This is a genomic window from Acidovorax sp. (assembly GCF_016783915.1).
Lineage (GTDB): Bacteria > Pseudomonadota > Gammaproteobacteria > Burkholderiales > Burkholderiaceae_C > Acidovorax.
Genome location: NZ_JADHVT010000080.1, coordinates 1 through 19,626, shown reverse-complemented (window position 1 = coordinate 19,626; position 19,626 = coordinate 1). Strand labels below are relative to the sequence as shown.

Below are 19,626 nucleotides of genomic sequence, written 5' to 3'. Positions count from 1 at the left end.
TCATGCCGTTGATGCTGCTGCAGCCACCCAGCGTCTTGCCGCGTGGGTAGCGCAGCGTGCGGCCGTTCAGGCCGGCGTCGGGCTCGGTGTTGTAGAGCCAGTCGGTGCGCGGGTTGCCGATGCAGTACAGGTAGCCCACTGGGATGTGGATCCAGTGGTAGTCGTCCTTGCGGCCGGCCTCGATCAGCAGCACGCGGTGGCGGCCGTCGGCGCTCAGGCGGTTGGCGAGCAAGGCACCGGCTGTGCCTCCGCCGATGATGATGGTGTCAAACGTGGTGTCGCTCATGGAGGAGGGGCGGTGCCGATCAAAGGTGGTAACGGTGGGCCATTGTGCGGATGGGGCAAGCCCTGTCGATAGGGTGTGTGCCTATTGCTACACTTTTGGTAGCTGCTGATGCTTGAATTGATTGCGCTTGGCGCTGATTTGATAATAATTACACGCTTCGCCGCCTGTCTGTGCTTGACAGGCTCGTGTCCGACAGCGCTTGCAGGATTCGCTCCGCTACCATGCACGCTCTTCCTTGCTGCTTCTTGACGACCCCACCCCTGCGGCTGCCCTGGCGGCCAGACCCATGACCGACCACGCTCCCCACATCGTCCGCGCCGATACGCCCCAAGGGCCGTGTGCGCAGCTGCGTGGGCGCTGGGGTGCGGCCGAGCTGGGCAACGCGGCGCAATGGGAGGCCGTGTCGGACCAACTGCGCGGCGCACCCCCCGCCCCCACGCTGGGCTGGGACCTGCGGGAGCTGCAGTGGCTGGACCATGTGGGCGCGCAGCTGCTGTGGAACCACTGGCAGCACGCCTGGCCCGCAGAGCTGGCCTGCACCGACAGCCAGCGCACCATGCTGGAACGGGTGGCTCAGTTCACCTGTGTTGCACCGCCGCCTGAGCCTTGGCGCCTGGGCGAACAGGTCGATCACCTGGGCGTGCTGGTGCTGCACGGTGTGGACCACGCCCGCCACTTGCTGGAGATGGTGGGCCAGCTGGTGCTGGACCTGGGGCGCCTGGCACGCGCACCGCGCAAGGGGCCATGGCGTGATGTGTCCGGCCATCTGTACCGCATGGGCGCCACGGCGCTGCCCATCACTGCACTGGTTGGGTTTCTCATCGGTGTGGTGCTGGCCTACCTGATGAGCCTGCAGCTGCGGCAGTTTGGTGCCGAGTCGTTCATCGTCAACATCCTGGGCATCTCGCTGATCCGCGAGCTGGGGCCCATGCTGGCGGCCATCCTGGTGGCGGGCCGCTCAGGCTCGTCCATCACCGCGCAGATCGGTGTGATGCGGGTGACCGAGGAGCTGGACGCCATGCGCGTGATGGGCATCCCGCACGGCTTTCGGCTGGTGATGCCGCGCACCCTGGCGCTGGCGCTGGCCATGCCGCTCATCAGTGTGTGGACCACGCTGGCCGCACTGGCCGGCGGCATGGTGGCCGCCGACATCTCGATGGACATCTCGCCGTCGTACTTTGTGCAGGCGTTGCCTGCGGCGGTGAAGGTGGGCAACCTGGGCCTGGCCATGGCCAAGTCGGTGGTGTTTGGCGCGTTCATTGCCCTCATCGGCTGCCACTGGGGCCTGCGCGTCAAGCCCAACACCCAGAGTTTGGGCGAAGGCACGACGGCGTCGGTGGTGTCGTCCATCACCATGGTGATCATCGTGGACGCGCTGTTTGCGGTGGCCTTCAAGAACATCGGAATATAAAGATGAAGTGGCTTCCCCCTGAGCGGCTTCGCCGCTTCCCCCTTCTCTCGAACTGCTGCGCAGTTCGGGAAGGGGGACGCCGCCAGCGTGGTGGGGCGACTCTTGCGCAGCGGCCGTTGGCTTGGGCTGCGCCAGTTTCAAACGATGTGAACCTGCATGTGGATGGAGGGGCTGCATGACTGCAACCCGCATCGCCAAACCCGAGCACATCGCCGTCGCGCTGGGCGAGCCGCCCATCGTGGACGTGCAGGGCCTTTGGACGCAGTTTGGCAAGGGCGATGAAACCTTCACCGTGCACCAGGACCTGAACTTCACCGTGCAGCGCGGCGAGATGCTGTCGCTGGTGGGCGGGTCGGGCACGGGCAAGACGGTGCTGCTGCGCCAGATTTTGGGGCTGGCCCGGCCCACGCGGGGGCAGGTCACCGTGCTGGGCCGTCCCGCGTCGGAGATGGGGCGCGAGGGCGCGGCCAGCCGGGTGGGTATGTTGTTCCAGCACGGCGCGCTGTTTTCGGCCTTCAACGTGCTCGATAACGTGGCGTTTGCGCTGCGCGAGCAGGGCACGCTGCCACCCGAACTCGTGCGCGATGCCGCGCTGGTCAAGCTGCAGATGGTGGGGCTGAAACCCGAACACGCCACGCGCATGCCGGCCGACCTGTCGGGGGGCATGGTCAAGCGCGTGGCGCTGGCCCGTGCGCTCATCATGGACCCGCCTTTGCTGCTGCTGGACGAGCCCACGGCGGGCCTGGACCCGAGCAGCTCTGACGACTTCTGCGCGCTGCTGCGCGAGCTGCGCGCGGCGCTCGGGCTCACGGTCATCATGGTCACGCACGATCTGGATACGCTGTTCGCGCTCAGCACCCGCGTGGCGGTGCTGGCGGACAAGAAGGTCATCGTCACTGGTCCGCCGCACGAGGTGGCGCACTTTTCGCACCCCTTCATCGAGCACTTCTTCATGGGCGAACGTGGCCAACGCGCCATGGCCCCCGTGCCCCCTGTGCAGCAGGCCTCGGCGCAGACCGCCGCCGCGCCTGCGCCCGACAAGGAACATCCCTGATGGAAAACAAATCCCACGCCCTCGCCGCAGGCATCTTTGTGCTGGTGGTGGCCGCCATGCTGGCCGGCCTGGCCATCTGGCTCACTCGCGACAACGCCAACTACGAGCAGTACGAGCTCTCCACCCGCGACGGCGTGAGTGGCCTGCAGCCCCAGGCCGCCGTGCGCTACAAGGGCGTGGCCGTGGGCAAGGTCACGCGCATCGGCTTCGATCCGCAGGTCAACGGCAATGTGCTGATCCGCATCGCCGTCAACGAACAGGCGCCCATCAGCCCCACCACCTTTGCGGTGCTGGGCTACCAGGGCGTCACGGGCCTGGCCCATGTGCTGCTGGACGACGCCGAGCAGCCCTACCCCGAGCTGCCCCCCGGCCCCAGCGGCCTGCCACGCCTGCCGCTCAAGCCCTCGCCGTTTGGCAAGCTGGCCGAGCAGGCGCCCGCCATCCTCGGCCAGGTCGAAGAGGCCACGCGCCGCATCAACCAGCTGCTGGGCGACGGCAACCAGCAAAAGCTCACCGAGGCGTTGTCCAACATCGGCCAGGCCGCTGGCAGCGTCAACACCCTGACCCAGCGGCTCGATGCCACCGTGGCCCAGCGCCTGGACCCGGCCCTGGCCGCGCTGCCGCCCCTGGCCAGCGACGCGCGCCAGACCCTGCAGTCATTGCAGCAGGCCGGCTCTAGTGTGTCGGCCCTGGCGGTGGACCTGGGCAAGACCAACCAGCGGCTCAACGCCGAGGGTGGCGCCATCGACCAGATCACCGCCGGCACCCAGTCCCTGGCGCGCGCGGCAGACCAGTTCAGCACTGCCACCTTGCCGCGTGTGAACCGCGCGGCCGACGATACAGCCCGCGCTGCCCGCCAGATGGGACGCGCGGCGGGGGGTATCACCGACAACCCGCAGTTGTTCATCTATGGCTCGGGGCGCATTCCGCCCGGACCGGGTGAGCCAGGGTTTGGCAGCGCCCCGTGAGCTGGCCCCCCTCCCGCGCCGCATTGGTGGCGCAGGCCCTCTGTGTGGAGTGAACATGATGACTATTAAAAACATAGCAACCAAGGCATATACATCCAGCGCTACCGCACTGTGGGGCTGTGGATTGGCTGCGGTGTTGGTGCTCACGGGCTGCTCGGCCTTGCCAGCGCCTCCGGCCCGCCCGGTGTTGTATGACTTTGGCCCTGGCCCGCTGGCCACCGTGCCCACTGACCGCCGTGCGCCCATGCCTCCGCTGGCCATGGCCGATATGGATGCCCCCGGCCTACCCGAGGGGGGCAATGCCGTGCTGTACCGCTTGGCCTATGCCGACGCCCAGCAGCTGCGCCCCTACAGCCAGGCCCGCTGGAGCCAGCCGCCCGCGCAGCTGCTGCAGCAGCGCCTGCGCGAGCAACTGGGCCTGCGCCGCGCTGTGCTCAAGGCCGACGACGGTGCCGTCCAGGCCCGCGAGCCAGCCCGGGGCAACAAGCTGCCCCTGGTGCTGCGCACCGAGCTGGAGGAGTTCAGCCACCTGTTCACCAGCCCTAGCGACAGCGCCGGGGTGGTGCGCCTGCGCGCCACGGTGGTCGAACTGACCCCGGCAGGCGAATCGCTGCGCGGGCAGCGCGTGTTCATCGTGCAGCAGCCCGCCAAGTCGGCCGATGCGGCGGGCGGCGTGGCCGCTCTGGCAGCGGCGTCGGGCCAGCTGGCGAGTGAGCTGGCGGCGTGGGTGGAGCAGGTGGGGCAGTAACGCACCGTACTTCGTGGCCAGCCCCTACCCAGGGACGCTGACCTTGGCCGTGGCGCCACGCAGCGTTGCTGTCAGTCAGGTGCTCGGCGGTGTTGGGGGCAGGGGTGCGGCCTCATGGCGTTCAATGCCCGTCACCACCCGCGCATAGCGCGCAAAGCTCCAGTACGCCCAGGCCCAGTCCAGCAGTACCACCAGCCGGTTGCGAAATCCGATCAGGAAGTACACGTGCGCAAACAGCCAGAACAGCCACGCAAAGTAGCCTGAGAACCGCACCGGCCCGGCGGGCGAGGTGAGGTCGACCACGGCGGAGTTGCGGCCGATGGTGGCCAGGTTGCCGTAGTCGCGGTAGCGAAACGGCTGGGTGGGCTGCCCCGCCAGGCGGCGCAGGATGTTGGCCGCCGTGGCGCGGCCCATCTGCTTTGCGCCGGGCGATACGCCGGGTACGGGCGTGGGCTCATGGCCGGCCACGTGGCTCTTGGCTGCCGCCAGGTCGCCGATCACGCTGATCTCGGGGTGGCCGGGCAGCGTCAGATCGGGCTCCACCACCACGCGGCCCGCACGGTCGGTGCTGGCACCGGTGGCATCCGCCAGGTGGCGGCCCAGCGGCGAGGCTGTCACACCAGCGGCCCATACAATGCATCTGCTATTAATTTGATAGCTACTAGCGCTTGATATACCTGCGCTTGCTGGCGATTCGACCTTCAAGCCATCGTTATCGATGGCGGTGACGCGGGCGCCCAGGCGCACGTCCACGCCCAGCTTTTCCAGTTGTTCCTTGGCGCGCTGGCTCAGGGCCTCGGGCATGGCCTGCAGCACGCGTGCACCGCCTTCGAGCAGGATGATCTTCGCGCTCGCGGGGTCGATATGGCGGAACTCGCCAGGCAGCGTGTGGCGCGCAATTTCCGCCAGCGTACCGGCCATCTCCACGCCCGTGGGGCCCGCGCCCACGACCACAAAATTGAGCCAGTCCGCGCGGCTTGCGGGGTCGGGCTCCTTCTCGGCCGCCTCGAACGCCAGCAGCACGCGGCGGCGGATCTCGAACGCGTCGTCCAGCGTCTTGAGCCCGGGCGCATAGGCCGCCCAGTCGTCGCGGCCAAAGTAACTGTGCGTGGCGCCGGCGGCCACGATGAGGTGGTCATACGGCAGCGTGGCGCCGTCTGCCAGGTGCACGGTGCGCTGACCCACGTCGATGTGTGTGACCTCGCCCAGCAAAGTGGTCACGTTGCGCTGCTGCCGGAACAGATGCCGAATGGGCGCCGCAATGGCCGGGGCCGACAGCCCGGCGGTCGCCACCTGGTAAAGCAGGGGCTGGAAGAGGTGGTGGTTGGTCTTGTCCACCAGGGTCACATCCACCGCCGCGCTTTTGAGGGCCCGGGCGGCTTCAAGGCCGCCGAATCCGCAACCGATGATGACCACGCGGGGGCGAAGCGGGGAAGCAGAGGGAGTCGTCATGCTGCCATTATTGGGGAGCCGGGTAGTGGCCCAGGCCCCTGCCGTGGTCGCGACCTGCAGGCCCCCGGGTCACGGGGGCGGGGCCGGGTTACAGGAACCCCAGATCCACCGGGTAGTCCGGCCGGCCTGCCGCTGCGCCAAAGTGCGTGATGTTGGGCAGCACGCCGGCCATTTCGCTATCGGCCACACCAAACCACTTGGCCAGAGTGGCTGCGTACTGGTCCACCGAGGTGGACGGCAGCAGGCGCCCCTGGCCCACGTGCCACTGGTCTTCGGGCGCTGCGGTGTTGGTGATGCTGACCGGCGGCGCGCTGCCATAGAAGGCCTTGCCCTTGACGGCGCCGCCGACCACCAGGTGGTGGCTGCCCCAGCCGTGGTCCGAGCCGTCGCCGTTGGAGCTGAGCGTGCGGCCAAAGTCGGACGCGGTGAACGCCGTCACCTTGTCGGCCACGCCCAGCTCCACCGTGGCGTTGTAGAACGCGGTCATGGCCTCGCTCACGCGCTGCATCAGAACCGGCTGTTGCGCGATCAGGTTGTCGTGCAGGTCAAAGCCCCCCAGCGACACCAGGAACACCTGGCGTTTGCTGCCCAGGCTGGTGCGCGCGCCAATCAGGCGCGCCACCATCTTGAGCTGGTTGGCCAGGGAGTTGTTGTTGGGGAAGGTGGTAGCCAGCGTCACGCCCGCGATCCCGTTGGTGATCTGGCTTTCGGCCGTCACGGCGCGGGTGGTCACGCGGTTGTATTCGTTCTCCAGCGTTTGCGTGCGTGGCTGCTGGATGAGCGACGCGAGCGCACTCTGCACCGCTGAAGAACCGTACACCCGGTTCTTCACACCGTTGATGGCCACGGCCCCGTTGGTGCTGACCTGGTACTGCAGCGCCGAGTCGCCCGACAGGAACACCGCATTGCCCGTGACCGAGATGCAAGTGAACAGCGAATTGCCGTTGGAGGACAGTGCCAAGTCTCCGATGTTGCCGCCCCAGCCCACGGTGGAGCCCTCGGGCGAGGATGACTGCCACACCGACTGCTGGTCGTTGTGCGAGAACAGCTTGGGCGGCACGGGGTAGGTGGCGCGGTCGGCACTGTTGTACTGCGCGCGGGTCAGTGGCACCACCAGCGGGCCCACGTTGAGCTGCACGGCCGCCTTGCCGCTGTTGAACAGGCCCGCCAGCCCCGTCATGGCCGGGTGCAGCGCGTACTGGCGGCCGCCCGGCAGCGGCGTGGTGGGTGCCAGCAGCGTGGGGGTGAGGTCCGCCTTGGCCAGCGCGATGCCACCTGCCGCCTGACCTGAGCCACCGCCCCGGATGGTGTTGTAGCGGTTGTAGCTGTCGTCGTCGTAGGTGACCACGGTGTTGGCATAGTCGTTGCCGCCGTACAGGAACACGCAGACCAGCGCTTTGTAGTCGGTGGCGTTGAAGGCCGCAGCCTCGCCCATGGCAGCCAGGTTGAGCGCGAAGGGCAGGGCTGTGCCCGCAAGGCCCAGCTGGGTGGAGCGGCGCAGGAACGCGCGGCGGGTGTGGAGTTCGGGTTGAAGCAGGTGCATGGCGGGGCTTACTTTTGAACGAGGTACTCGGCCGAAGCCATGACCAGGAAGACGGCTGCCGCCACCCGGTCGAGCTTGACAGCGTCGGTGCTTGCGGCGGTGACGGGCGTTGCCTTCAGTGCGTCCGCAATGAGCTTGACGGTAGCGGTGGACAGCTGGCCTGCGCACATCAGCAGGTTGATGCGTGCGACCAGCGCGTCCGCATCCGCCACGATGGCCAGCTCGTTGGTGTAACTGGCCTTGATGTCGTATCCGTTGTTGGAGGTGCTGCCGTTGTTGGGCAGCTCCGGGGCATTCACAAAGACGCCGTTGCGTATCACGCCCTGCATGTAGTTGAGGTAGCCCCCCACGCTGCTCTCGTTGACCAACTGGAACTCGGGTGCCACGGCGCCCGCAGCCGCCAGCGCCGTGGACGGCGGAACGTAGCCTGGGCGGAAGAAGTTGAAAACCGAGGGCGAACGCAGCGGGCTCTGGCCCAGGCGCGAGCCTGGGTCGCTCAGGTCGCCGATCTTCCAGCTGCCCTGCACTGAGTTGATGCCAAAGGTGCGGCCCCACTGCACAAAGCGCAGCATGGGCTCGCGCAGCTTGCCAAAGCCAGGCTGGGTCAGCCCGGCGGGCGAGCGTGCCTCGTCGTCCAGCAAGATCGCCTTGACCACTGCGCGCAGGTCACCCCGCACGCCTGCGCCGTTGTTATTGAAGGCGGCAGCCACCCGGGCCACGTAGGCGGGCGAGGGGTTGCTGGTGACCAGGCGCTGGATCAGCTGCTTGCCGATGAAGGGGCCCACATTGGGGTGATTGAACAGGGTGTCCAGCGCGGTCTTGAGCGCCGCAGCGCCCGGCGTGTTGGCGGGCACGGTGGTGCCCAGGAAGGTGGCCGCCAGCGTGGAATGGCGCGATGCATTGAGCGCCATGGGCAGCCGCGCAAAGGTGGTGTTGGAGACCACCCGTGTGGTGCCTGGTACGGTGGTGGGCACGTTCTGCGTCTGGTCGTAGTCGTAGCCCGTGAACACCCGTGCCAGATTGGTCACGTCGTTCATGGTGTAGCTGTCGATGGGCTTGCCAGCGCCGTCTTTCTTGGGTGTTCCGTCGAGGTTCAGCTCGACCAGCCCGATGGACATCAGCTGCATGACCTCGCGGGCATAGTTTTCGTCAGGCTGGCGGCCCGTGGCGGGGTTTTCCTTCTGGTTGCCACGGGTGTTGAGGTAGTAGCCCATGGCCGCGTTCAGCGTCATGTTCTCCAGCACGGAGCGGTAGTTGCCGAAGGCGTTGTTCACCAGCTGGTCCCAGTACCAGGCCATGGCATGGCAGCGCCAGGTGATGTCCACGCCGCTGAGCGAGACCACGCAGATCTCGGACAGCGCCAGCGCCACACGCTTGCGCAGCCCGTCAGGCGACTTCATGAGCTGGTACCAGATCATGTAGTCGGCGGGGTAGGAGTTGTCGTAGTAGGCCGTGTCGTTGCTGATGTCTGCGTAGCCGCGCTGGTTCAGCCAGTCCCAGCCGCCCTGGCTGAGACCCGCGCTGAACTGGCTGTCCAGCCAGTCGGCATAGGTGGTGCCGCGCAGGGCTGCGATCTCGGCGGTCGAGGCCGAGAACTGGGCCTGCAGCAGAAAGCGGGCGGCCTCGTTATCCGTCGTGGCCGATGGATGGGCGTAGTTGCCCAGCGAGGGGGTGGATGGCGCCGGCGCACTGGGTGCTCCTGTACCCGGCGCGCTGTCGCCACCGCCACCACCGCAGGCGGCCAGGGCAGTGGATGCAAACAGCGCGGTCAACAAGGGCGCGTGGCCCCTGCTGGCGGTGTGGGCTTGTTCGGGGGGGAGGGGCAGGCCCTCTGGTGCCTCTGCAACCGCAGTTGTCAGAGTCGCCTCGTATGGATGTGTCATGTTGGTCGTGGTGAAAAGTGCGCAGTCGCGCAGGCACAGCCACGACTAAATCACAGGCTGTGCCCTTCTGGAAACACAAGTGTTACCAAGCGAAACATGCCATGGTAAGGGGCCCGCAGGCGATGCGCTGACTGATGGGCGATTGCAACACTTTGTACCCCCGGTGAGCCCTTGTCGGGCATCCGCCAGAGGGCGGGTGCCGTTACATCGGCGATGTCCGTCATGCCCGTAGTCCTGTGCTGACGCGGGCTGCCTGGCCTGGACTACGGGGGCTGGGCAGATTCATTTCTACAGTGGGCTCCATCGCATCACGCAAATGTTCCACGCACTCCGAGTGGATGGCTGAAGCGAAGTTCTTATGAGGAGTTACACCATGAATGAAGACACCATCAAGGGCAACTGGAAGCAGTTCAAGGGCAAGATGATCGAGCAGTGGGGCAAGCTCACGAACGACGACTTCGATGTCATTGACGGCAAGCGCGAACAGTTCCTGGGTAAGCTGCAGGAGCGCCAGGGCATCGCCCGTGACGCGGCCGAGAAGCAGCTCAAGGAGTGGCATGACCGCCATCCTGACTTCCGCTTCAACGACTGATTGCGCCGCTGCGGCGCGCGCACTCCGCGCTTCGCACCCTGCGCCCCGCCAGGGTTGCCCTGGCACACCGTCCCCCAAGATTTCATCCGATTGCACTCAATCTAACCCGAGGAGAAACCCATGACATTCCAACGCACCCTGATCGCCGCCTGCGCCGCAGGTCTGATGGCCACCACCGCTTTTGCCATGACCCCTGCAGAGCACAAGGCCGCCAAGGACAGCATTTCGGCGGACTACAAGATGAACAAGCAAAAATGCGACGCCCTCAAGGCCAACGCCAAGGACATCTGTGTGAAGGAAGCCAAGGGCACCGAGGACGTGGCCAAGGCCGAACTCGAAGCGCAGTACAAGCCCAGTGCCAAGGCCAGCCAGAAGGTCGCCGAAGCCCGTGCCGACGCTGCCTACGCCGTCGCCAAGGAAAAGTGCGACGACCTGACCGGCAACGCCAAGGACGTGTGTGTGAAGGACGCCAAGGCTGAGCATGTGAAGGCCAAGGAAAACGCCAAGGTGGCAGCCGCCCAGGCCAAGCCTGCCGATAGCGCTGCCGAGAAGTCCGCCAACGTGGCCGAGGCACGCAAGGACGCTGCGGCCGAGAAGAACGAGGCCAACTACAAGGCTGCCAAAGAGCGTTGCGAAACCATGACTGGCGACCTCAAGTCCAAGTGCGTGGACGACGCCAAGCGCATGTACGGCCAAAGCTGATCGGGTGTGGGCGCTGGGCGCCTGACCTGATCCCAGGCTGAGCATGACCAGACCCTGCCCGCTGCGCGGTGCAGGGTCTTGCTGTTTCTGGAGAAGCGATGCGCGCGGCCCGGCGCGCCCGGCCATCGCATGGCGCCATGTCATGACCTGTATCAACGCCCAGCCAGGCCGGGGCTTCTAAGCTCGCACCTTCGTTTGATCTGCCCGCCCAAGGAGTCCCATGGCCCACCTCGAATGGTCTGATGCGTTGAACCTCGACCTGCCCCTGATGGATGACACCCACCGGGAGTTCGTCGACTTGCTGGCCGCTGTGGACCAGGCCAGCGACGCGGAGCTGTTGCCCCGCTGGCGCGCGCTGGTGGAGCACACCGAGCAGCATTTTGGCCAGGAAGACGACTGGATGGCCTCCACCCGCTTTGCATCGGGCAACTGCCACAGCATGCAGCACAAGGTGGTGCTGCAGGTGATGCGTGAAGGCACGGCACGCGCCGAGCAGGGCGACCTGAAGGTGCTGCGCGTCATGGCCAGCGAGCTGGCGCTGTGGTTTCCGCAGCACGCGCAGAGCATGGATGCATCGCTGGCCCTGCACCTGCGCCGCGTGGGGTTTGACCCCGCAACGGGCGTGGTGCACGCTCCCGGTGCGTTGCCGGGTGCGCTGATACACGGTTGCGGTGGGGCCACGTGTTCGGACGCCGATGCCCCGGGTGCCAGCGAGCCCGCTGCCCAACGTGATAGCGCGCCCGCTGTGGCTGCCTGACCGGCGCACCTTCCCAGCCTGCCCGCAGCGGCAGGCTCAGCGAACGCTGAACGAACAAACGAGAGGCAGGCACGCACGGCCAGAGCACCGCCCTGGCGTGCTCCCGGGGGCCATCGGGCTTCCACCCGTCAGCCGTCCGGCTTGTGTGGCATGCTGATCCATCTCAAGGCAAATGGGGGCGGCGCGGCCGCTTCGCGTCATGGCCGACACCACCCCTTCTGACGACCCCTGCGACGACACCGACCGCCTGCAAGCACTGCAGCGCTACGGAATTCTCGACACGCCCATGGAGCCCGCCTACGACGAGCTGGCCGACCTGGCGGGCTACATCTGCGAAGCGCCCGTGGCCCTGATCAGTCTGCTGGACAACCGGCGGCAGTGGTTCAAGGCCGCCCGTGGGTTTGCGCTGCGCGAGACCCCGCTGAGCGAGTCCGTGTGCCGTTACGCCATCCGGCAGTCGGGCGTTTTCATCGTGCCCGATTTGGCGCAAGACCCTCGTTTTGCGCACTACGCCATCGTCACGCAAAAGAACCCGCTGCGCTTTTATGCAGGGGCACCGCTGGTCACGCCCGATGGCTATGTGCTGGGCACGCTGTGCGTGCTGGACCACCGGCCGCGCGAGCTGTCTGCCAAGGTCCAGGACCTGCTCTCCGCCCTGGCGCGTCAGGTGATCCGGCTGCTGGAGCTCAAGCGTGCCAACGACCGCCAGGGCCAGATGCTGGTGGAACTGGAGGCGGCGCGCCACCAGATGGCCGTGCTGGCCCACACCGATGTGCTGACCGGCTTGGCCAACCGCCGCTCGTTCACCGACCGCCTGCGCCAGGAATGGGCGCTGCTGCAGCGGGGCAATGAGCCCGCTTGTCTGCTGATGATGGACCTGGACCACTTCAAGCGCGTGAACGACGTGTACGGCCACCACGTGGGCGACCAGGCGCTGCAGCTGTTTGCCACGCTGTGCCGCGAAGTCTTCCGTGCGGCCGATGTGCTGGGGCGCTGGGGCGGCGAGGAGTTTCTGGCCCTGTTGCCCGCCACCGGGATCGACCAGGCGCAGGTGGTGGCAGAGCGTGTGCATGCGGCGCTGGCAGCCCACCCGCTGCCCGGCATTGAGCCGGCGCTGGTGCTGTCGGTCAGCATGGGTCTCACCCTGTTCGACCCGCTGCGGCCGCTGGACATCACCTTGCGTCTGCTGGACTCCGCGCTCTACACCGCCAAGCGCGAGGGGCGCAGCCGCACCGTGGTGGTGTAGATGCTCTGTTTTTGATAGCTGCTGGTGCATATTGCACTAGCGCTATCGGCCATTTCTATTAGAAATTTTGCCCCAGAGGCCTGTGCGCGGCCCCCTGGGACACCTTCAGAACTCCGGGCGGCGCGGCAAAAGCAAGGCTGCGGTGCGCCACGCCAGGTCGCGCAGCGCCTTGCGCAGGGCGGGCGAATCTGCAGCGCCGCCCGCAGGCCCTCCATGGTCGTGGTCCGCCTCGGCACGGTGGGGGCAAAAGGCTGCGTCCAGCACCTGCTGCTTGGCGCAGTGCAAGGCCAGCCGGTCCTGCGACCGCAGGGCCGCCATCAACTGGTCGCGGTGGCGCTGCACCCGGGCCGCTTCGGCGACGGTCAGCGCAGGGCCCATTGCGGGGCCGGTGCTGGCGGGCGGCGCCAGTGCCTGGGCCTGCGCCAGGTATTGGGCCCAGCGGGTGGTCTGCGCGGTGGCGTTCATGCAGCCTCCGCGCGGGGGGCTGCGGGGCGCTGCACGGGCGGTATGGTGGGGCGCGGGGGCGTGCCGCCTTGCGACAGGCCGTACCAGTTCACCTTGCGTGTCAGCACCATCACAGCCGCCAGCACCAGGAAGAGCGCAATCGCACCCACCGCCAGCGCTGTCTGCTCCAGCTGCAGCAGCACGTACAGCAGGCCATACAGCAGCGCAATGCCCGCCCCCAGCGGAATCCCGCGCGTGAGCCCGCCCAGCATGTGGCTGGCGTAATAGGCCAGCAGTAGCACACACGCGCTGGCGGCCACTGCGTACGAGATGCCAAACGGCAGATGCTCCGACAGGCTCACCAGCAGCAGGAAAAAGCTGCACAGCGCGCTGCCCACCAGCAGGTACTGCACCGGGTGCACGCGCAGCTTTTTCATCAGCTCGAACAGGCCCACGGCCACGAAGGTGAGGGCGATGAACAGCACGCCGTACTTGGTCGCGCGGTCCGAGAGGGAATAGGGGTTCACCGGGTCGATGAAGGCCACACTGAAGCTGTCGGCGCAGTCGCCCGGCGTGGCCCCGCTGTGTGCATAGTCGCTGCCCTCATCCGCGCCCAGGCAGATGCGCTTGCCGTTCGCAATGTCGGCCTGGGCCGTGGTGGCCAGCGACGACAGGCGCCACTGGGCCGAAAAGCCGGTCTTTTTGACCTCGCGCTCCGACGGCAGAAAGCGTCCGGCAAACGACGGGTGGGGCCAGCTGCTGGTCATCAGCACCTCGGTGTTGCCGCCCAGCGGGACGATGGCCAGGCGCTCGGTGCCCACCAGTTCCAGGTCCAGCGTGGCGGTCAGGCCATCGGCCTTGCCACGCACGGATTCGGGCAGCACCGCGTGCAGGCCCCGGCTGTAGGTGGGGTGGAAGGTGCCGGGCTTGAGGGCCAGCGTCTGGCTACCCATCGCGAACTGCGCGGTGCGGATGCCGCGCGCGTCGCCCACAGCCATCATCACAATGGGTGCGCCGCAGTGCATGCGTGAGTTTTTCATGCTGCTCTGGGGCAGCAGGCTGGCCAGCGAACCCCATTGCGCCGTCACGTTGGCCTTGAGGTTGTAGGTGTTCACCTTGTGCAGCCCGCGTGCGCGTTCTTCCATCGCGGCGCCGGTGGCGAGCTTGAGCTGCTCGGGCATGGCGGTCAGGATGAACTCGCGGCGCCTTTCGACCATGCGGCGCTCGTCGCCCTTGCCCGCCTCCTCGTCCCAGCTTTCCACGCAGGCGCTGTGGATCATGGGCCCCATCAGCGTCTGCGGCCCGGCCAGGCTCTCGGCCACGCTTTGAGCGGTGATGCTGCGGTAGCGCAGCCGGTCGCGCACCACGTCTTCGATCAGGCCCAGGCCAAAGAGCAGCAACACGGTGATGGCGGTCAGCGCCGCCAGCTTGGTGAACAAGGGGTGTTTGAGCAAGGGTTCCTCCACAAATGATGTTGTGGAGGCAGTGTTGTGGCGCGCTGTGAGGGCGCTATGAAGTTTGTGAGGCCAGTGTGAAGTGGGGACCGCTGGCGGTGGCTTTCGCTGCTCAGGCCGCGCGGTACACCAATTCCACCCGCAGCCCTGGCGCCGTGTTGCGCGCCACCATCTGGCCGCCGTGCAGCGCCATCACGCGCTGCACAATCGCCAGCCCCAGGCCCGATCCGCTGCGCTCGCCGCCCGGCCGTGCGGTGGTGAAAAAGCGCTCGCCCAGGCGCGGCAGCGCGTAGTCGGGCACGCCGGGGCCGCTGTCTTGCACGGCCACCGTGGCGCCGTCCAGTTCCACCCGCACCGTGCTGCCTGCGGGCGCAAAGTCGATCGCGTTGTCCAGCAGGTTGGTCAGCGCCAGCGTCACCAGCTCGGCCTCCCACGGGCCGCTGCTGCCGTGTCCTTCCAGTGTCAGGCTGATGCCGCGTTGCCCGGCGCGGGCGCGGGTCTGGGCAATGGCGGCCTCGGCGCAGTCGTGCAGCGCCACCGCCGCGCGGCCTTCGGCGTGCTGGCGCTGCTCCAGCTTGGACAGCTCCAGCAGCCTGTCGATGATGCGCTGCAGGCGCTCGCTTTGCTGCACCACCTGGGTCGCAAACTCGGTGCGGTCGGCGGCGGGCAGCTCGTCCTGCAGCAGCTCGCCTGCGCCACGGATGGCGGCCACGGGGCTTTTGAGTTCGTGCGTGAGGGCGCGCACATAACCCTCGATGTAGTCGCGCCCCTCCAGCCGCGCGCGCATGCGGTCCATGGCGCGGGCCAGGTCGCCTAGCTCGCCGGGCACCTCGGGAACGGCCAGGGCCGTGGGGGGCGGAAGGTTCGGGTCGTGGCGTTCGCCGTCGGCCGGGCCCTGCACGCTCAGGGCGTAGTCGCGCAGGCGGCGCACGTTCCACACCATCCACAGCGTCACGGCCACGCCCACGGCGGCCGAGAGGGCCAGCAGCAGCAGGCCGCCCATGAACACCTTGCGCTCGGCCCGGTCGATGAAGCGCTGCACCGTGCGCGTGGGCTTGGCCACGGTGAGCACGCCCGCGATCTGGCTGTTGACGTAGATGGGCGCGGCCACATGCATCACGCCGCTGGTGTCGTCATCTTCCACGTCGCGCGTAGAGCGCGCACCGTACTCGCCGCGCAGCGTGCGGGCTACGTCGCGCCACTGCGAATAATCGGCACCGATGGCACGGTTTTCGGAGTCGAACAACACGCGCCCGGTGGTGTCGGTCACGTAGATGCGGTAGTCCAGCGACTGTTTGGAAAAGCCCCAGATCGCCGCGTCGATGGGCCGCGTGGCATAGCGGCGCACATGCTGCGCAAACGGACTGGTGCTGCTGTTGTTGGCATCCACTGCCAGCCGCCCGGCGGCCAGGTCCTCGCTGGCCAGCTCGGCCAGGATGTTGGCCGTGTCCACCATCATGTCCTCCATCACCTCGCGCACGCTGGGCTTGATCTCGGCCATGAATACGCGCAGCACAAAGAACGCAGCGATGCCGTTGATGAGGAAGAAGGCGAACAGCAGGCGGATGCCGAGGCGCATGGGTCAGCGGGGCCTTCTATAAAAACAGTAGTTGCAGGGTATTGCTGGGCGAGCGCAGGCGGCAGATTTCACGCCGGTGTCACCCCCGCAAGCGGACGCGATAGGTCGAGGATCGGCCAGGGTTCTGGTTCTGCTTCTCGCGGCCTTCAAACACGAGGCTGCTGGTGGCTGCGTCCCATTGCATAGGCTGCAGGGTGTAGGGATTGCGCAGCGCCTCGGTTGACTTCGCCAGCCAGGCGGGCATGTCGGGCGGGGCGACCTGTTCTACGGCGACGCGGTGCTGCAGCAGGACAAGGCGGCGATAGCCATCGATGTCGGCAATCCGCTGCGCATATCCTTGGTAGCTGGGCGTTTCGATGACCGCCAAGCATCGGCCGACAGGGTTGCGAAAATGCATCCAGAGCGAGCAGGGTCCGTCTTCTGCCCATTGCCTTGATGCCTCAGAAAACGCCGTCTGCAGCTGGTGGGCAGGCAGGCTGCTGAGGGCCTGCACCTGCTGCTTATTCTCGATCGATAAGTTGAGGGTGTGATGCGGGAGAAAACCCAGGTTGCTCATCTTATGGAACGTTCGCTGCCACCACGTCGGGGGTGCCTGAGCAGGTTCGGCGGTCAAGCCAGCGTTTCGGTACAGATAGAAGGCAGTGGCAATAAAACGCATCTCGCCCGCCAGCGCCGGTGCCAGAGACTCTGTCGGTACCGAAAGCAGAGATTCGATGGCTTCGGTGACCGCCGTTGGTGGGGGCTGCGCACTCAGTGCGCTTGCAGCGCTGAACCAGCGTAGCTCGCGGTGCTGCATGGCGATGGCGATCATGGCGGCTACCAAAGTATCGGCTCCGCTGGCCAAGCGGCGGCGCAGTTGAACCGCCTGCCCTACCATGTCCATGGCCTGCAGTTGTTGCCCTTGGTTCCATGCCAGAGAGGCTTGGGCCAGCCAGAGTTCATGAGCGCGTACCAGCACTCCGAAGGGCGCGTGTTCGGCATGCAAGTAGGCGGGCGCCGGATTGCTGAAGCGGGCTGCGCTGGTGATCCCCGTTAAGCGCTGCAAGACGGCGGACTGCGTGTGCGCCAAGCTGGCAATCTCCACTTCATGCCTTGCGTACCAGGCGAAGCAGTCCGCAGCCTCCGTAGGGCAACGCAAGCGCGTCGGCAAAACGTCTTCACCCGCATCGTGTGGTGGCGGAATCCTTGCGGGCGTCCCTTCCTGCCGGTCGCCATGGGCCTCCACCCAGCGCCTGCGCTCGATTGCGCGCGCCAGGCGCTGGCGGCCCAGTGCCATGGCATCACCGATGGCATCGCCCCCGGCGGGTGCGTCCAGCCCCATCAAGATTAAATAGCCGTTGCCCTCCAGGGCTTGCTCTGTGGGCGGCGTGTACTGCAGCGCCCGAAGGGCAGCTTCGCTCAGGGCGTCATCGTTCCAGTTGGCTGCGATCAGGGCCACCAGGCACACGGCGACCAATCCCCCCAGGGCCAGCATCAGCCAGCCCAGTGCTTTCAAGCAACGGCGCAAGTACTTCATAAAAATAGATAGCTATAAACCCAATACCGACGAGCGGTAGGGCCGCTTTTTATTGCAAATCGAGGCAATATCCCATGCCCCGGTGCGTGCTGATGTACTCGCGCGCCGGGTCCAGCTCGCGCAGCTTGGCGCGCAGGGTCTTGATGTGGGTGTCCACCGTGCGATCGGTGCTTTCGCTGTCGTCGCCCCAGGCGGCGGCCAGCAGGGCGTCGCGCGAGTGGATGCGGCCTGCACCGCGCAGCAGGTGGGACAGCAGGCGGTACTCGCGCCGGGTCAGCGGCAGGGCCTGGCCGCGCAGGCTGATGCGCTGGCCCGTCTCGTCGTCGTGGAACAGCGCGGCGGCCGTGGCGGCGGGCGCTGCCGGGTGGCCGTTGCCGTTTCCGTGGCCCGCGCGGCGCAGCAGCGCCTTCACGCGCGCAGCCAGTTCGCGCGGACTGAAGGGTTTGGTGAGGTAGTCGTCGGCACCCAGCTCCAGGCCCAGCACACGGTCGATTTCTTCGCCGTGGGCGCTGAGCATCAGCACGGGCAGGGCGGCGGTGGGCGCGGTGTTGCGCACATCGCGCAGCAGGTCCAGGCCGCTGCCGTCGGGCAGGCCCACGTCCAGCACCAGCAGGTCAAACCGTGCGCTCTGCAGCTGCTGGCGCGCGTCGTGCACCAGCAGGCTGTGCGTGACGGTCAGGCCGTCGCGCTCCAGCGCATAGGCCACGGTGCGGGCGATGGCGGGGTCGTCTTCGAGCAGAAGGAGTTTGGCAGACATGCCTCAATCATCCCCGGTGCTGCGCACCCCGCGCAGACAACGTAACTGGCGCGGCGCAGGCGAGGGACGCCGAGCAAGGGCTGCCCCGCAGCGAGGGCGTCGTTCCCCCTTTGGGGGGATGGCGCCGCAGGCGACTCAGGGGGGACCTCATTCTCAGCGCGCGATCAGGATGGGGAAGAGCTTGCCGAGTCCATCGGCCATCACCTCCACGGCCAGCGCGGCGAGGATGAGGCCCATCAGCCGGGTCATCACGTTGATCCCCGTCTTGCCCAGCACCCGCGCAATCGGGTCGGCGAGGGCAAAGCACACGGCGGTGGCCAGGGCGATGACCACGCCATAGCCCACCAGCGTGGCCGTTTGCCAGATGCCCTGCGCCCGGTCGGCGTAAATCACCACGGTGGACATGCTGGCTGGGCCTGTGAGCAAGGGGATGGTGAGCGGCACCACGGCAATGCTGCTGCCTGCTGCCGCTTTCTCGGCCCCTTCTTCATACTCGTTGGTGCTGGGTTTGGCCTCGGCCGGTTGGGCGTTGAGCATGTTCATCGCGCTGATGAGCAGCAGCATGCCGCCGCCCACCTGAAAGCTCTGCAGCGAGATGTTGAAGAAATCCAGGATCTGCAGGCCCAGCAGCGCACAGGCTGCAATCACGCAGAACACGCTGAAGCTGGCTACCTGGATGGTGCGGCGCCGCTGCGGGTACGAGAAGCCCTGCGTGTAGTGGATGAAGAACGGCACGATGGCCAGCGGGTTCACGATGGCCAGCAGGGTGATCAGGGGTTTGAGGTCCATCAGGGCGCTCCCAAGGGCAAGTGGGCAGGGTGGTTCTTCGGGGGGCTCAGGCCAACGGCAGATGAGGGTGGCGCAGCCCGGGCTGTGCGCGAGTATGCGGTGTTTTCTGCGCCGTTTGGCGGTCAGGCATGCTGCGCTGCAGCGTGCCTGCTACTGGGTTGTGCGATGCCCTGCGCGCCCTAGCGCCCGCCCGACACATCCATCAAGGTGGCGGTGGTGTAGCTGGCCGCCTGTGACATCAGCCAGACGATAGCCTCGGCCACCTCGTCGGCCGTGCCGCCGCGCTGCATGGGCACCTGGTGCGAGAGGTCGCGCACCCGGTCGGGCAGGCCGCCGCTGGCGTGGATGTCGGTCTCGATCAGGCCCGGGCGCACGGCGTTCACACGGATGCCCTCGGCCGCCACCTCGCGCGCCAGGCCGATGGTGAAGGTGTCGATGGCGCCCT

At 67.1% G+C, this 19,626-nt stretch carries 19 protein-coding genes; 8 read left to right on the top strand and 11 right to left on the bottom strand.

Annotation, left to right across the window (positions count from 1 at the left end):
• Positions 1-286: GMC family oxidoreductase N-terminal domain-containing protein (locus ISS20_RS14950; RefSeq protein WP_291437836.1), on the bottom strand; the 286-nt coding region annotated here is incomplete at its 3' end.
• A gap of 286 nt (positions 287-572) precedes the next feature.
• Between ISS20_RS14950 and ISS20_RS14945 the strand changes: the two genes are divergently transcribed.
• The 4 genes from ISS20_RS14945 (at position 573) to ISS20_RS14930 (ending at position 4,467) form a co-directional block, all read left to right on the top strand.
• A complete protein-coding gene (locus ISS20_RS14945) occupies positions 573-1,697 on the top strand; it encodes an ABC transporter permease (protein WP_291437835.1) in 1,125 nt (374 codons plus the stop codon).
• Between the two features lie 175 nt (positions 1,698-1,872).
• Positions 1,873-2,751, top strand: coding sequence for an ATP-binding cassette domain-containing protein (locus ISS20_RS14940; protein WP_291437834.1), 879 nt, complete (start codon positions 1,873-1,875; stop codon positions 2,749-2,751).
• The gene (locus tag ISS20_RS14935) at positions 2,751-3,719 is read left to right on the top strand and encodes an MlaD family protein (protein WP_291437833.1); all 969 of its coding nucleotides are present in this window, start codon (positions 2,751-2,753) and stop codon (positions 3,717-3,719) included. Before ISS20_RS14940 ends, ISS20_RS14935 begins: the two co-directional genes overlap by 1 nt.
• 58 nt (positions 3,720-3,777) lie before the next feature.
• Complete coding sequence (locus ISS20_RS14930) at positions 3,778-4,467, top strand: ABC-type transport auxiliary lipoprotein family protein (protein ID WP_291437832.1); 690 nt, start codon at positions 3,778-3,780, stop codon at positions 4,465-4,467.
• A 75-nt stretch (positions 4,468-4,542) separates the two neighbouring features.
• On the opposite strand, the gene ISS20_RS14925 is transcribed toward ISS20_RS14930, so the two are convergent.
• From ISS20_RS14925 to ISS20_RS14915, 3 genes are all read right to left on the bottom strand, one after another.
• Entirely contained in the window at positions 4,543-5,919 is a 1,377-nt protein-coding gene (locus tag ISS20_RS14925; RefSeq protein WP_291437831.1) for an NAD(P)/FAD-dependent oxidoreductase, read from the bottom strand.
• 88 nt (positions 5,920-6,007) lie between these two features.
• Entirely contained in the window at positions 6,008-7,462 is a 1,455-nt protein-coding gene (locus ISS20_RS14920) for a DUF1501 domain-containing protein (protein WP_291437830.1), read from the bottom strand.
• An 8-nt stretch (positions 7,463-7,470) separates the two neighbouring features.
• A complete protein-coding gene (locus tag ISS20_RS14915) occupies positions 7,471-9,345 on the bottom strand; it encodes a DUF1800 domain-containing protein (RefSeq protein ID WP_291437829.1) in 1,875 nt (624 codons plus the stop codon).
• Between the two features lie 373 nt (positions 9,346-9,718).
• On the opposite strand from ISS20_RS14915, the gene ISS20_RS14910 reads away from it, so the two are divergent.
• The 4 genes from ISS20_RS14910 to ISS20_RS14895 all read left to right on the top strand — a co-directional run bounded on the left by ISS20_RS14910 (position 9,719) and on the right by ISS20_RS14895 (position 12,642).
• On the top strand, positions 9,719-9,937 hold the full coding sequence (locus ISS20_RS14910; protein ID WP_291437828.1) for a CsbD family protein: 219 nt from the start codon (positions 9,719-9,721) through the stop codon (positions 9,935-9,937).
• 120 nt (positions 9,938-10,057) lie between these two features.
• Positions 10,058-10,639 (top strand): hypothetical protein, encoded by a 582-nt coding sequence (locus tag ISS20_RS14905; RefSeq protein ID WP_291437827.1) that lies wholly within the window; start codon positions 10,058-10,060, stop codon positions 10,637-10,639.
• A gap of 220 nt (positions 10,640-10,859) precedes the next feature.
• The gene (locus ISS20_RS14900; RefSeq protein ID WP_291437826.1) at positions 10,860-11,396 is read left to right on the top strand and encodes a hemerythrin domain-containing protein; all 537 of its coding nucleotides are present in this window, start codon (positions 10,860-10,862) and stop codon (positions 11,394-11,396) included.
• Between the two features lie 199 nt (positions 11,397-11,595).
• Positions 11,596-12,642, top strand: coding sequence for a sensor domain-containing diguanylate cyclase (locus ISS20_RS14895; RefSeq protein WP_291437825.1), 1,047 nt, complete (start codon positions 11,596-11,598; stop codon positions 12,640-12,642).
• 105 nt (positions 12,643-12,747) lie between these two features.
• Here ISS20_RS14895 and ISS20_RS14890 read toward each other — a convergent pair whose 3' ends face one another.
• The 7 genes from ISS20_RS14890 to ISS20_RS14860 form a co-directional block, all read right to left on the bottom strand.
• Positions 12,748-13,107 (bottom strand): hypothetical protein, encoded by a 360-nt coding sequence (locus ISS20_RS14890; RefSeq protein WP_291437824.1) that lies wholly within the window; start codon positions 13,105-13,107, stop codon positions 12,748-12,750.
• On the bottom strand, positions 13,104-14,540 hold the full coding sequence (gene creD / locus ISS20_RS14885; protein ID WP_291437823.1) for a cell envelope integrity protein CreD: 1,437 nt from the start codon (positions 14,538-14,540) through the stop codon (positions 13,104-13,106). The genes ISS20_RS14890 and creD overlap by 4 nt, the downstream gene beginning before the upstream one ends.
• A 112-nt stretch (positions 14,541-14,652) precedes the next feature.
• Positions 14,653-16,119, bottom strand: coding sequence for a two-component system sensor histidine kinase CreC (creC, locus tag ISS20_RS14880; protein ID WP_291437822.1), 1,467 nt, complete (start codon positions 16,117-16,119; stop codon positions 14,653-14,655).
• 79 nt (positions 16,120-16,198) lie between these two features.
• On the bottom strand, positions 16,199-17,635 hold the full coding sequence (locus ISS20_RS14875; protein ID WP_291437821.1) for a hypothetical protein: 1,437 nt from the start codon (positions 17,633-17,635) through the stop codon (positions 16,199-16,201).
• A gap of 49 nt (positions 17,636-17,684) precedes the next feature.
• On the bottom strand, positions 17,685-18,392 hold the full coding sequence (locus ISS20_RS14870; RefSeq protein ID WP_291437820.1) for a winged helix-turn-helix domain-containing protein: 708 nt from the start codon (positions 18,390-18,392) through the stop codon (positions 17,685-17,687).
• Positions 18,393-18,545: 153 nt separating this feature from the next.
• Entirely contained in the window at positions 18,546-19,181 is a 636-nt protein-coding gene (locus ISS20_RS14865) for a MarC family protein (protein ID WP_291437819.1), read from the bottom strand.
• Between the two features lie 179 nt (positions 19,182-19,360).
• The coding region (locus tag ISS20_RS14860; protein ID WP_291437818.1) for an SDR family oxidoreductase at positions 19,361-19,626 on the bottom strand (266 nt) is incomplete at its 5' end.

Excerpts from the sequence above, each read along its gene's own strand:
- ISS20_RS14925 (WP_291437831.1), bottom strand. The coding sequence starts at position 5,919 with ATGACGACTCCCTCTGCTTCCCCGCTTCGCCCCCGCGTGGTCATCATC.
- ISS20_RS14935 (WP_291437833.1), top strand. The coding sequence starts at position 2,751 with ATGGAAAACAAATCCCACGCCCTCGCCGCAGGCATCTTTGTGCTGGTG.
- ISS20_RS14910 (WP_291437828.1), top strand. The coding sequence starts at position 9,719 with ATGAATGAAGACACCATCAAGGGCAACTGGAAGCAGTTCAAGGGCAAG.
- ISS20_RS14890 (WP_291437824.1), bottom strand. The coding sequence starts at position 13,107 with ATGAACGCCACCGCGCAGACCACCCGCTGGGCCCAATACCTGGCGCAG.
- ISS20_RS14940 (WP_291437834.1), top strand. The coding sequence starts at position 1,873 with ATGACTGCAACCCGCATCGCCAAACCCGAGCACATCGCCGTCGCGCTG.
- ISS20_RS14870 (WP_291437820.1), bottom strand. The coding sequence starts at position 18,392 with ATGTCTGCCAAACTCCTTCTGCTCGAAGACGACCCCGCCATCGCCCGC.
- creC (WP_291437822.1), bottom strand. The coding sequence starts at position 16,119 with ATGCGCCTCGGCATCCGCCTGCTGTTCGCCTTCTTCCTCATCAACGGC.
- ISS20_RS14945 (WP_291437835.1), top strand. The coding sequence starts at position 573 with ATGACCGACCACGCTCCCCACATCGTCCGCGCCGATACGCCCCAAGGG.
- ISS20_RS14915 (WP_291437829.1), bottom strand. The coding sequence starts at position 9,345 with ATGACACATCCATACGAGGCGACTCTGACAACTGCGGTTGCAGAGGCA.
- ISS20_RS14895 (WP_291437825.1), top strand. The coding sequence starts at position 11,596 with ATGGCCGACACCACCCCTTCTGACGACCCCTGCGACGACACCGACCGC.
- ISS20_RS14930 (WP_291437832.1), top strand. The coding sequence starts at position 3,778 with ATGACTATTAAAAACATAGCAACCAAGGCATATACATCCAGCGCTACC.
- ISS20_RS14905 (WP_291437827.1), top strand. The coding sequence starts at position 10,058 with ATGACATTCCAACGCACCCTGATCGCCGCCTGCGCCGCAGGTCTGATG.
- ISS20_RS14920 (WP_291437830.1), bottom strand. The coding sequence starts at position 7,462 with ATGCACCTGCTTCAACCCGAACTCCACACCCGCCGCGCGTTCCTGCGC.
- ISS20_RS14900 (WP_291437826.1), top strand. The coding sequence starts at position 10,860 with ATGGCCCACCTCGAATGGTCTGATGCGTTGAACCTCGACCTGCCCCTG.
- ISS20_RS14875 (WP_291437821.1), bottom strand. The coding sequence starts at position 17,635 with ATGAAGTACTTGCGCCGTTGCTTGAAAGCACTGGGCTGGCTGATGCTG.
- ISS20_RS14865 (WP_291437819.1), bottom strand. The coding sequence starts at position 19,181 with ATGGACCTCAAACCCCTGATCACCCTGCTGGCCATCGTGAACCCGCTG.